Source organism: Litchfieldia alkalitelluris (assembly GCF_002019645.1).
In the GTDB taxonomy this organism is placed as follows: domain Bacteria; phylum Bacillota; class Bacilli; order Bacillales; family Bacillaceae_L; genus Litchfieldia; species Litchfieldia alkalitelluris.
The window spans coordinates 1,854,630-1,866,996 of the sequence record NZ_KV917374.1 but is presented as its reverse complement, the minus strand read 5'-3'; the positions used below and the strand labels follow the sequence as shown (position 1 = coordinate 1,866,996).

Below are 12,367 nucleotides of genomic sequence, written 5' to 3'. Positions count from 1 at the left end.
TCCTCAACTAACAATTTTGATAAGTCAATATAAGCCTCACCAACTATTTCTTTTTATACTCGAGTTATCTTTCAAGTGCAAGAAGGTAATGACTTATTGAATTCGGATATTCCTTTTCTATATTCTTTCTCATACTAGTAGTAGTTAAGTTCTCTCCTTTATAAATTCCTTTTTCTATAATTCCATTAAATCGACCTACATAATCTCTAGCTGACTTTTCACTTATCTTATATTCCTTCATTATTGTACCGTGATATGACAAGAGGATGGATATAAGTACAGTACAAGCAAGTCATCCTATATTCCTATTAATTAAAAGTACGATGTACCTGTCCCCTCGTCCTGTATGAAGATTCGGGGACAGTAAAACTAGTTATTCAAATAAATTAGGCTAAAACGGTTCCTTTTTTTGTAAATTTAACTTAGAATAAAAATTATTGTCGAAAAAGAGAGAGTAAAAGGGGGCTTCCCAATGAAATCAACTTTATCTTTGCCAAGAGCTGAGGAACTAGAATATTTAAATACCACTCTTTACGAGTTATGTACTTTTCTGCCTTACTTTCGAAAAAGGTAGGTTGTTACGACGAAGACCTGCGAATTGCATCTCTATTTCATGACATAGGGAAAATTGGTTTATCAAAAGATATTTTATTAAAACCTACTAAATTAGATGCTTTAGAATACCAAATTATACAAGCGCATAGTGTTATCGGAAATAATATACTTAGAAAAACACTTAACCTTCCGCGGGCTGCAATTTTTGTTCGTGACCACCATGAGCGCTGGGATGGTAAGGATACCCACGAGGATTAAAAGAAAATGAAATATCAATTCAAGGTAGGATAATAGGGATTTGTGATGCATTTGATACAATGACTATTGATAGAAGACATTATAATCTTCAAACTTTAACGTACAAGGAAGCATTTATAGAATTAGAACGGTGTTCTTGGTCACAATTTGATGGTGAATTAGTAGCAAAATTCAAATTACTTATAGATGATTTAGAACTCCCATCCTCTGAAAAATGGGCTGAAGACGAATTTCTTATGGATAAGCTGATGGGTCATGTATTTAATTGAGATTACCACACTAAAAAGTATATATCTATCCTTTCGGTTATTGTTAATTTCTAATCACACCTTCATTTTCAAACATAAAAAAAGGAACACTAGTTGTTGTGTTCCTTTTCTGTCTAATCGTGAGTAAGTAGCCTATTGTTTATCTAATGATAGTAAGTAAAGTAATTACTGTGCGGCTTTTTTTCTTGCTATTCGTTCGGCTTCTTCTCTCTCAAATTTAGCCATCCATTCTCGTTGGGCTGCAAATCGTTCCTTCAACACCCTTGAGCGGTATTCCTTTTGAGCTTGCCATACTCGTTCCTCTAGCTCTTTCTCCTCTTCCGTTCTTGCTCTTAATGGCATCTTATCCACATATATAGTAGGTCTTTTTACTTGCCGGGAATTCACCTGAGATGTGTTTTTAAATATCTTTTGAATAAATTGCTGAAAAAATGACATTTGATTAACCCCTAACTTTTGAATTATTGAAGACTAATTTTTACGGTACCTATATACCAATAGGCAGCCAGTGTATTTACATCAATCTTAATTTCTTGAGTCTTGTTCTTATACCACTTCATGAATCAATGCAGAAGATATCATGTGCACTATTCTCTTTCTTCACATATTTACTAATATATATGAACGAAGTATATTATCAGTTTGGAGAGAACACTTTATTTACAAGCCAGTCTACACATTTTAACAATTGATTTATTTAACAACTTGATAGAATACTGATGGACGTTTGCCATCATTTTTCACTCGAGCCATCTTACATTAAATAATGAAAAACCCTTGCCTCTTTGTAAAAATGACTCAAATGAAGATAAGGATTTCCGATAAGATTCATCTTCTATTAGGAATTCTTATGTTTATTCCCAACTATATCACCTCAATTAGAAAATCATATGTATATAACCTCTAATTTTACAATTATTCACAATTTTAATCTACCCTAAAATTGATACAAGGGTAGACATATAGTGCTAGGTCGTGAAACCTGTCTCCGGCACCACTAACGTATGTAACGGATCGTGCTGATAATTATGGTGATGATAAAGCTAGCAAGTAATAAAAAGAATAACGGTAAAATATAGTTGCTAGGTAGAAATGCTAATAGTAAGAATAGACAGCCAAGTATCACCATAAAGCCTCCATGAAAACGTGATACCTTTTGAAGCACAGGTCCAGGAAGTACTGGCCATTGCATTGAGCCTTGTGGTAAACGAGGAACAAGGTTCCCTAACAGGATGAATAGTGCTCCTGTCACGATTGTTACGAAGGTAGCAACACCGAAGTCATAACCTAGATTATAGGCGATGATAAATGCGTGAACTGAAAGTATAAGCATGGAAACAATTGCAGTGACAGAGCCGATAACTGCTTTGGTACGTCTACGTTTGTTTTCGTTTTTCTCAAATTTCACACTAAATGTAATAATAAAACTTGTAAGAAGCATGATAATAGGTAACAAAAATGCCCCTAAAGGTTTTCTCATCCAGTTGTCAGGGTTTTCTGCGAAGTTGAAATGCACCACCATTCTTTCTGGTAAGTGTGCATAAGCGACAATACTAATGGCGATTGCAATAAAGAATGGTAATACTATAGCGAGCTTATTTTTCATTATTCGTTCATCCTTTCGATTGTTGAATTTGGACTACCCATTTTAATACATCCTGAAAAACAGTGGTGTTAAGTGAGTAAATAATGTGTTGTCCTCTTCGTTCATCCCAAATGAGTCCGGCGTGCTTCAAGAGGTTTAGATGATTCGAGATACTAGGCTTCGACATGTTAAAGTTCTCAGCAATTTCACCAGCAGTAAGATCACCTTCTTTAAGTAAATCAAGGATTTTACGGCGGGTTGGATCGGATAATGCTTTAAATGCGTCATTCAGTGACATAATGAAAGGGCTCCCTTATCTTATTTAATATTTAGATAATTATCTAATAGTTAAAGTGTAAGTTGTAATCATGTTATTGTCAAAAGCTATTGTGTCACTTGTCGTAAAATTGTAAAACTGATACATTGACTGCAACTCCTGTAGATTTCCATTATTTTAGTTTGCCTCACATATCTGGTTCCGTCCTTTTTTGTTTGTGCTAGATAATCACTTTCTTGTTAATTCTCCCGATTACCTATTATTACCATCATTCGTTTTACTACTAGTAATAAAAGGATTTGGAGGGATTGGAAGGATTGGAAGCATTTAATTAACTAAAAATCATTAAAAATTCATGAGAAAGTATAACATTCTCCTGGATTAGTTAGAACTATATAATAAGGAATATTTCTAAATGTTAAAATAAGCTAAAGTACCAAAACCAAGGTCAAAGTTCTAATTGTGACAGCTAATTAAAGGAGTAGCTTATGAGATTACTACGATTAAAGTACATTTTATTTCTTTCTATCCTAGGATTAATAATTGATTTTTATGCTTATGAAGTTATTGAATCTTTAAAACTGATGAATAACGGCTTAGTAGAAAAGTTTATAGATCAGGGAGTCATTGTCACCGTTGTTATTTTACTTATTATAGCTTTAATAAATGAGAACAAACTTCAAGGGAAGTTGACAGAAAAAGAAGAACAATACCGTAAAGTGGTTGAGCTTTCACCAAATGGTATTGTCATTCATAAATTCGGCATAATTAAATATGTAAATCCTGTTGGGGTCAAAATACTTGGAGCTCCTAATACGGAAGAATTAATCGGGAAAGATTTTTTAGAGTTTATCCCGTCTTATGATCATGAAAATATCAAGAAAGCTTGGCATACTATTCATAAGGATAAAAAAATTATTGGATTCATTAATGTAAAGTGGAGTCGATTAGATAACCAAACGATTGATGTTGAGGTTATGGGTATGCCTGTAACGATTAATGGTGAACGATTGATTCAACAGTTCTTTCGAGACATTACAGAACAGAAAAAAGCACAAGAACAAATATATCACATGGCTCACCATGATGCATTAACTGGATTGCCCAACAGAAGTTTATTTGAACAAAAGCTTAGTGAAGCTTTAAAAAGCGTAAAGAAAAATAAAACCAAATTAGCTGTTTTGTTTCTGGATTTAGATGGCTTTAAGAAAGTCAATGACACACTAGGTCATGATATAGGGGATCTATTGTTAAAAGAGGTTACTAAACGTTTAGAAACCTGTGTTCGAGTTAATGATATCTTATCTAGATTTGCTGGTGATGAATTCACGATACTATTACCAGAGGCTAATGATGAAGAGCATGTCGTAAAGGTAGCCGAAAGAATATTAGAATCATTGGATTCTTCTTTTATTATCAATGATAACGAAATAAATGTTACTACAAGTATTGGTATATCTATCAATTCAAATAGTGTAGTAACTGCTAAAGATTTAGTAAAACTAGCAGATTTGGCCATGTACGTAGCAAAACAAAAAGGTAAAAATACTTATCATCTTTATGATAGGGCAACCACTTTACCTCCTTCTCACTAAAAAGGTAGTAGAACTTTGTTCATGGGAGAATTAAAAGGGGCAGTCCGATTCCTCGGATTCGGATTATTTAGCCTAGCTTGTCTACTTAAAGTACCCATTAGTGAAATATTCTTTATGTTAGGAGTACATCTGTGACTTTTTCTATAGGGATGACGTTCACTATACTATCTTTTACAATCTCTTGATCCACTCCTGTTTTGACACGATCCTAGATAGAAATTCAGTTAGTGGATTTTCTAGGGAGGGAATTATTATGCAACAACTCTCAGTAAATAGGACTATACCTATTCCGGAAGGTACTATCATTATTTCAAAAGTAGAGTTTGAGGAATAAAAAAATTAGAGCTTTCGAGAGTTTACTGGACTATGAAAGACTTAGAAAAAAAGTAAATAGAAAGAGCGAGTGGATTACATAGAACTGTTTCGCCTCTTGAGGACTATGCGCAAAAATAAAGACAAATTCCTCTGGCCCCATTTTTAAAGAATAGATATTTATTGAATGAAATCCTAGTACATTCTGCTCAATCATTGCCTCCACCTTCTAATGATCAGCAATCGTTGTCTAGTATAGGGGAAAGTGATGGATTCACGCGGAAAGAGAAAAAAAAGACCGAAACATCGGCCTTTTCAATTAATTATAGACAGGTTTAATGGGATCAATCGCTAACACCTTTACGCCATTAAGTTCAATCCAGATATAATAATGGTCCACTTCTTGACCTGAAACACTCTTAAAACTGTGGTGAACCTCTTCTTGCGTAGAAAATGAGAAAGTACCGACTGTTCCTGGTGGTTTAATGTAATTGCTCAAAAGGGTAACTGATACCGTTTGATCGGAGGACGCATCATACGCCGCTTCAGTCGCAGGTGGTTGGCTAAAAAAGACCACCATTAGTGTGAAAATACATGTGAAGAAAAATGGTTTCATTTAATAAACTCCTTTTAGGTTAATGATGAGAATGAACATGAAAAGATAAAAAGGCATCTACCACATCTGGATGAAACAACGTTCCTCGGTGGCGCTTAATTTCAGCAATGGCTTCTGCGACGCTTCGACCTTGACTATACACACGGACACTGGTCATTGCGTCAAAAGAATCCACCACACCCACAATGTGAGCACTAAGAGAAATGTCGTCTCCTTGCAATCCATGAGGGTACCCACTTCCGTTATATCGTTCGTGGTGATGTTCCACAATCCAAGACGCTTCCACTAATTCCGGAATGCCTGTTTCACGTAAAAACGCTCCGCCGTAAGTGGTGTGACGTTTCATCAGGTCGTATTCATCAGGCGTTAATTTTCCTGGTTTGTTTAAAATGTGATCAGGAATTTTTGTCTTCCCGATGTCATGTAAAAACGAACCGATATTTAAGTGATAAAGGTCTTGGGAAGAGAGACCAAGTTTTTCTCCTACTTGAATGGAAAGTTTCATGATCCGCTTGCAGTGGTCAGCGGTATATCCGTCTTTTTCTTCCACTGACACAGCTAGATCCATGAATGTGGTAACTTGGTCGGTGTACTCATCAAACATTTTTTCAGAAGACAAATAGAGGAATTCGGTTTCTCCACTCGATTTAAAATACACATCACGAGTGATCGGATCCATGACCAAATGATCTCCCGCTAGTGCGCGACGCATGGTAATACCATCATGCCAAGTTAATCCACCTTTTAAGATGTACACAAATTCAAGCCCTTTCCATCCATCGCTCGGACCAAGAACCCAAGGTTGATTGTCTGGTAAGTAATGATGAATAATTTCCAAATTCTTCTTTTGAAGAAGAAGTGAAAGAACACTCCCCGTCATCTCACTTTGTTTTAGATATGCGCCTTTTTGAACGTGTACGACGTTCTCATCCGGTTGTTTCATCTCAAAGTTCCTTTCGTGTCATGCTATTGGTATTATACAAGTTCTAGAGAGTGCCTACAATGGCATCCATTTCCAATTGACTTACTGAAAAGAAGAAAAAAGCATACAAAAGGGGGATGCTTCTAGGCTTACTATTTCTCTTTTACTTTAAAATAAATAGGATTCTCTACAATAAAAGTAGACCACCTCTTCTTGGGTGGTCTACTTTTATTGCATTATTGATCCGGAAAATGCTCATTTTTATCAATATCCATTTTAAAGCCCCTTTTTGTTGACCATGAGGAGACTATGAATTGAAGTTTGACCTGAGTATTTCTAGCCAAGCTTTCAATTGTAGTAAAATAGGGACATAGGGACAGGTACAAAGGCCTTTAAATACGATACATATGTGCTTGTACAGTACTTTTATAAAGCCCTAACACCTAGTTGTCCTTCCCAATAGGCTTCATGCGGTCCTTTACCAAACCAACTTAGCTGTTGATAAGCTTCATCTTCTTTTGCTATAAATAAAAGAGCCCACTCTTTATTTTAGAGAAAGACTCTTGTGTATTGTTCTTTTTGTTTAAAGTTGTATAGCTTCGTTAAATGTCCCGTTGAATATCATGTAGGATTTGGATAATCTACAACTATAACATCTGCAATCACTCCATCTAAAGACCGAACAAATTTTTGGTGAATTGGATGAGGTCCATAGTTATCCAACGCATCCTTATTCTCAAACGTCACTCTTAATCCTAATTTATACCCTTTTTCATTTTCTTTTTCGTCAGTAACGTTTATGCCAGCTGTTAATTCTACAATCCCAGGAATCGCTTCTTTAAATTGCTTAAGCAACCCTATCAACTCTTCCCCCTTTACTGTTGTGAAGTGTTCGTTGAATTTAAAAAACACCATATGTTCATACATCTTATCCACTACCTTCCATAATATTTTACAGATGATACTTTTGATTGAAATAGGTTGCGCACTACTCTAAGTATGGCCATTCTTATTACTCAAGTGACTGCCATATTGGGAATCTATTGCTGATTAACTTTCAAACGCTCTTGTTCTTTTTTGAACAAGATTTTCCCTTTGGGTATAACGATAGAAAAGAAAGATCAGTATTGTTGCAATGAATGTCATTCCCGCCATATACCTATAGAGTGAAAAGGAACCTACTTGTTCTAGAATCCACCCACCCCCAGTCCCTCCAATTGCACCGCCAACTCCAAAACACACAGATGTTAATAGTGCTTGACCTGTACTTCGCAAATGTTCAGGTATGGACCGAACAGCCATCTGCATAGCTATTAACCAGAACAGACCAAAAGTAAGGCCATGCGAAATCTGTAAGATTGATAGGATATACGGAGAGGTAATGAGACTATACATCCCCCATCTAACTGTGTAGAGAAAGGCGACAATCGATAACAATAATAATTCATTATGATCGTTTACTTTTTTAGCAAGGAAATAAAACACGGGTACCTCACTTAATGCAGCCCACCCCCAAGCAAGTCCAACCCAAAATGTTGTTGCTCCAAGGCTTTCTAGGTGAATGACAATCAGCATATCATTAATTCGATGAGGTATGAGAACAAGCAAGCATAATAATAAAAAAGTAATAAAAAAACGATTTTTTAATACTTCACCTACAGACCTTAAATTGACTGGAGTTGTAGAAGAAGTCCGGTCTTTTAGAAATAATAAGACAAAAACGGTGAAAGCGGTCATTATTAAGAATGGCAGGTATAATCGCTCAATTTGTATCCGCTGAAGTATTGGCCCAGATATTAAGGCAATACAGAAAAAGCCAAAGGAACCCCATAAACGAATTTTCCCATACTCATGTTTTTTAGTACCTAACGTCTTTAATGTCAAACTGTCAATAAGAGGAGTAGCAGGTGAAAGTGCAAAATGAAATAACAAAAAGGAAATAAATACAACCCAGAAAGAATGATGAAAAAACACTCCAAAACTGGCTGCTGCTACACCAATATATAAAAGAATTAATACTATTTTTACTGTTTTATATTTATCACTAATAAAACCAACAAAAGGCTGTGCGACAATACTTATAAGTGGTGCTACTCCCATAATCGTTCCGATTTCAACCATACTAAATCCCTTTGTAAGTAGAAACAAAGGTAAAAACGGAAGAATGATTGCTTTTCCGCCAAAATGAAGGAAAGTCAGTGCTTTTAAGAATGAAATATCTTTTGCATACGTATTCATAGTAACCTCACAATCATCATTTAAAAATAAAAACACCGTATGTGTTAAACTATTTAACCATCATAATTTAACAATAACAGTGTTATAGAGTTAGTTTATACAAATTGGATTCCTATAGAACCAAAAACATGGCCATTTAGATTAAAGCAGTCTTATATAGAAAATCGATAAAATAATTTAGAATTCCAGCAAGAGAAAATCCCATACTTAATTATTAAGCTGAAGTTTACTTACTTCATATTAAACTAGATGGATGTATGCTTTCTTTTACAAGCATACACCCAAAAATGAAGCTAATGCCTTTCGACTGTATCCCAAAATACCTCACAGTTTTCGGTTGTATGTTAACCCCGCTGTTACATTACATCCCCTTAAACGAAAACTGAACAGTATGTGTTCTATTAGCAAACAGTTTAAATTCCGGATGTGTATGTGCTTGCCAGCTATCATCTCCACCGACACCCATTTGCTTTCCTAACACACGCACAACGACCTTATCACTAGTCGGTAATTTGTAACTGTGACTGCTTTGCTCTAATTCCTCAGGAGTATAAGGAAGTGCATTAAACTCAATGGTTGGAGAACCACTAAATTGAAGTCCCTGGCCATTGTTTGTGGTAAGCTTTGCCCATCTTATATCAACCTTATTTCCACATTCTTGCGGCTTTAGATACGGTACATATTGTGCGCTTACAGTACTTTCATAAAGCCCTACCTTTGCGCCTAGTTGTCTGTCCCAATAGGTTTCATGTGGTCCTTTACCAAACCAACTGAGATGTTGATAAGCTGCATCGATCTCAAATAACAACCCATATGTTGGAATCTCTGGTAAAGAGTGATCCCCAGGAATTAGAATCGCTGTTACTTCAATCATTCCGTCTCGTAATACCTTGTACATCACATCAAATGTTGAGGATGGACTAGTAGGCAAAATCCATTGTTGCTGGACACTAACACTTTCTTCATTACTTTTTACAGCTAACAAGCGTGGTTGGGCTTTTTGTGATGCCTCTTTCCAAACTGCACTTCTTTGGTCAAGTTTGTTCCCTCGGTCATTATCTGTCCACGCTCGCCAAAAAGTAGGAACAGGAGGTTTTGCAATCAGAATGCGTTGATTATATTCATAATGTGATAGTTGACCAGATACTGCATCAAAATGTGCTTCAACATTTTCGCCTATCACTTTGATTACACCATTTTCTTCTACCGTTTTTAATCCTGATTGTTGATTACTTTTTTCGATAGAAGTGAACTTTTGAACGACCGGAATCGCAAATTGTTCCCAAGCCACTTCATGTCCACTCGCTGCCCATGAGGTATCTTCTCGTAAAGTAAGGCTAATGATCAATCCAACTTCAACTTGATTAGTGGTTTCTGGCAATTCATAAGCTAACTGAACATCCTTTGACTCTCCTGGACTTACTTGAAATTGATCCTTATACTCTTTCACAACTTGGCCATTCACGGTTAGTTGCCAGTTCCAATCAAATTGCTCTAAATCTGTAAACAAATACTTGTTTTTCACATGAATTTTTCCTTGAGTAACATCGACAGCCTTGAAGTCAACGTTTTGATAGCATTTTTTTACTTCAAGAAGCTTAGGTGAAACCGTTCGATCAGCAAAAATAAGTCCATTTCCACTAAAGTTACCATCGTGAGGTGATTCTCCAAAGTCTCCGCCATATGCTAAATACTCTATCCCTTCATCGGTTGACGTTTTAATCGCTTGATCGACCCAATCCCAGATAAATCCACCTTGTAAAACGGGATACTTATCAAATAGCTCTGTATACTTAAACAAGTTACCACTCGAATTTCCCATTGCATGGCTGTATTCACATAATAAATATGGCTTTTGTGGATTACTTAGTGCATACTTCTCCACTAAATGTGGTGGAATGTACATCACACTTTCGATCTCGGAAGCTTCATCATATTTTCTAAAATGGAATGTTCCTTCATAATGGACAACCCTTCCAGGATCGTTTTCTTTGAAAAAGTCACGCATATGAATGAAATTTTCCCCACCGAACGATTCATTTCCAAGTGACCAAATCACAATCGATGGATGGTTTTTATCTCTTTGATACATGGAATTACTTCGATCCAGCACATTTCCCTTCCATTCCGGCTTACTGCCAGGGATTGCGCCTTCTTCCTCTTGTTGTCCGTATTTCCATGTGCCATGTGTTTCCAGATTCACTTCGTCAATCACATACAGACCATATTCATCACATAGTGCATACCATTCAGATTGGTTCGGATAATGAGACGTCCTTACTGCGTTAATGTTATGAGTCTTCATCAGCAAAATGTCCTTAATCATCGTTTCTTTATCAACAGCCCGTCCAGTTGCACAATGAAATTCGTGACGATTTACGCCTTTAAAAACAATCCGTTCTCCATTGATTTTCATAATACCATCTTCTATTTGAAAACTTCTGAACCCTACTTTACAACTTTGCACCTCGATGATGTTACCTTGTTCATTTTTCAGTGAAAGAACGAATGTATACAGGTTAGGGGTCTCTGCACTCCATTTTGCTGGATTGGGCACAGTGATTGATTGCTCAACCCACTTTTCACCTTGGTTTGCTAGATTCATAGATAAAGCAATAGGTTCTGAAAACTGTGCATGTTGCTGGTGATCATACAGCATCGCTTCTAACACAACCGAATCTTGGTATTGCTGATCATAATTTGTTATTTTAGCTTGAAGTGCTAGTTCCGCATGTTCATCGTTTTCATCTAACGTAGTTGTGACTTTATAATCGTAGAGATGTACATTCGCTGTGGTATATAAGTACACATCACGAAAAATCCCACTCATTCTCCAAAAATCTTGATCCTCTAACCAGCTTGCATCACACCATCGATACACTTCAACCGCTACTTTATTTTCTCCCGTTTTCAGATATGGAGTGAGATCAAATTCTGCGGGAGTAAACGTATCTTCACTATATCCGACCAAGTCACCATTAACCCATATGTAAAATGCTGACTCCACTCCTTGAAAACTGATAAACACTGGGTTCCCTTCCCACTCTTTTGGAATCTCAAATGTTCGGACATATGAGCCTACGGGATTATATTTTGTCGGTGCAAATGGGATTTGGACATCTTCATTTCCTTCCCATGGATACCTAATGTTTGTGTATTGAGGGTAATCATACCCTTGCAGCTGCCAATGAGCAGGAACTTCAATTTCATCCCAGTCTTTTGTTTCAAAATCTGTCTGGTAAAAATCCTTCACTCTCTTATCTGGGTTTTCTGCAAAATGAAATTTCCATTTCCCATTTAAAGATTGATAGAAAGCTGAATTATCGTTTTCTTTATTAAGCGCCTGCTCAACGGTTTGATAATGTTTAGAATATGCATGCGCTTCCATTCGATTTAAGGCAAATATATCAGGATTATTATTCCATTCTGGGTACCCATTTTTCGGAGGCGTATACTGGAATTTACTAGCCATTCTTACTTCATCTCCTTCTACATTAATAGTTAACTATTCATCTATTCTATTATTACGTACTTTCACAAAGAACTGCAATAAACAAACTGTTATAAACTGAATTTTTTGGCGATTTCGCGATCAGGTCCCTTGTCCCACTTCAATATATTAACTTTATTTTAATTAGAATAATCTGGAACCAAGAAACCAACTATAATTGTAGAAAAGTCATCACGGTTCATCCACCTTTTTAAAGAATACTTTCAAGAACTTACAAACCACCCTTTTA

Annotated in this window: 10 protein-coding genes and 1 pseudogene; 2 read left to right on the top strand and 9 right to left on the bottom strand. The window is 36.2% G+C overall.

Features of this window, described 5'->3' with window-relative positions; all coding sequences use genetic code 11:
• Positions 1–64 precede the first annotated feature (64 nt).
• The gene (locus tag BK579_RS25540) at positions 65–241 is read right to left on the bottom strand and encodes a hypothetical protein (protein WP_169891096.1); all 177 of its coding nucleotides are present in this window, start codon (positions 239–241) and stop codon (positions 65–67) included.
• Between the two features lie 299 nt (positions 242–540).
• On the opposite strand from BK579_RS25540, the pseudogene BK579_RS26925 reads away from it, so the two are divergent.
• Positions 541–1,082, top strand: a pseudogene (locus BK579_RS26925) (HD-GYP domain-containing protein).
• 165 nt (positions 1,083–1,247) lie between these two features.
• On the opposite strand, the gene BK579_RS08500 reads toward BK579_RS26925, so the two are convergent.
• The 3 genes from BK579_RS08500 to BK579_RS08490 all read right to left on the bottom strand — a co-directional run bounded on the left by BK579_RS08500 (position 1,248) and on the right by BK579_RS08490 (position 2,959).
• Positions 1,248–1,520: a hypothetical protein gene (locus BK579_RS08500; protein ID WP_078544779.1), complete on the bottom strand. Its 273-nt coding sequence runs from the start codon at positions 1,518–1,520 to the stop codon at positions 1,248–1,250.
• 559 nt (positions 1,521–2,079) lie between these two features.
• Positions 2,080–2,688, bottom strand: a complete 609-nt coding sequence (locus BK579_RS08495; protein WP_078544778.1) for a DUF1648 domain-containing protein — start codon at positions 2,686–2,688, stop codon at positions 2,080–2,082.
• A 7-nt stretch (positions 2,689–2,695) separates the two neighbouring features.
• A complete protein-coding gene (locus tag BK579_RS08490) occupies positions 2,696–2,959 on the bottom strand; it encodes an autorepressor SdpR family transcription factor (RefSeq protein WP_078550474.1) in 264 nt (87 codons plus the stop codon).
• A gap of 473 nt (positions 2,960–3,432) precedes the next feature.
• Here BK579_RS08490 and BK579_RS08485 point away from each other — a divergent pair, with 473 nt between their 5' ends.
• Positions 3,433–4,539, top strand: a complete 1,107-nt coding sequence (locus BK579_RS08485) for a sensor domain-containing diguanylate cyclase (RefSeq protein ID WP_078544777.1) — start codon at positions 3,433–3,435, stop codon at positions 4,537–4,539.
• A gap of 631 nt (positions 4,540–5,170) precedes the next feature.
• Here BK579_RS08485 and BK579_RS08480 read toward each other — a convergent pair.
• The 5 genes from BK579_RS08480 to BK579_RS08460 form a co-directional block, all read right to left on the bottom strand.
• Positions 5,171–5,467, bottom strand: a complete 297-nt coding sequence (locus BK579_RS08480) for a hypothetical protein (protein ID WP_078544776.1) — start codon at positions 5,465–5,467, stop codon at positions 5,171–5,173.
• A 19-nt stretch (positions 5,468–5,486) separates the two neighbouring features.
• Complete coding sequence (locus BK579_RS08475; protein WP_235848386.1) at positions 5,487–6,410, bottom strand: HD-GYP domain-containing protein; 924 nt, start codon at positions 6,408–6,410, stop codon at positions 5,487–5,489.
• Positions 6,411–7,010: 600 nt separating this feature from the next.
• Entirely contained in the window at positions 7,011–7,316 is a 306-nt protein-coding gene (locus tag BK579_RS08470) for a Dabb family protein (RefSeq protein ID WP_078544775.1), read from the bottom strand.
• Between the two features lie 123 nt (positions 7,317–7,439).
• Entirely contained in the window at positions 7,440–8,627 is a 1,188-nt protein-coding gene (locus BK579_RS08465; RefSeq protein ID WP_078544774.1) for an MFS transporter, read from the bottom strand.
• 361 nt (positions 8,628–8,988) lie between these two features.
• Positions 8,989–12,099, bottom strand: a complete 3,111-nt coding sequence (locus BK579_RS08460) for a beta-galactosidase, LacZ type (RefSeq protein ID WP_078544773.1) — start codon at positions 12,097–12,099, stop codon at positions 8,989–8,991.
• Between the last annotated feature and the right edge of the window lie 268 nt (positions 12,100–12,367).

Coding starts and splice junctions, on each gene's coding strand:
- BK579_RS08460 (WP_078544773.1), bottom strand. CDS start 12,099: ATGGCTAGTAAATTCCAGTATACGCCTCCGAAAAATGGGTACCCAGAA.
- BK579_RS08475 (WP_235848386.1), bottom strand. CDS start 6,410: ATGAAACAACCGGATGAGAACGTCGTACACGTTCAAAAAGGCGCATAT.
- BK579_RS08480 (WP_078544776.1), bottom strand. CDS start 5,467: ATGAAACCATTTTTCTTCACATGTATTTTCACACTAATGGTGGTCTTT.
- BK579_RS08495 (WP_078544778.1), bottom strand. CDS start 2,688: ATGAAAAATAAGCTCGCTATAGTATTACCATTCTTTATTGCAATCGCC.
- BK579_RS08465 (WP_078544774.1), bottom strand. CDS start 8,627: ATGAATACGTATGCAAAAGATATTTCATTCTTAAAAGCACTGACTTTC.
- BK579_RS08500 (WP_078544779.1), bottom strand. CDS start 1,520: ATGTCATTTTTTCAGCAATTTATTCAAAAGATATTTAAAAACACATCT.
- BK579_RS25540 (WP_169891096.1), bottom strand. CDS start 241: ATGAAGGAATATAAGATAAGTGAAAAGTCAGCTAGAGATTATGTAGGT.
- BK579_RS08485 (WP_078544777.1), top strand. CDS start 3,433: ATGAGATTACTACGATTAAAGTACATTTTATTTCTTTCTATCCTAGGA.
- BK579_RS08470 (WP_078544775.1), bottom strand. CDS start 7,316: ATGTATGAACATATGGTGTTTTTTAAATTCAACGAACACTTCACAACA.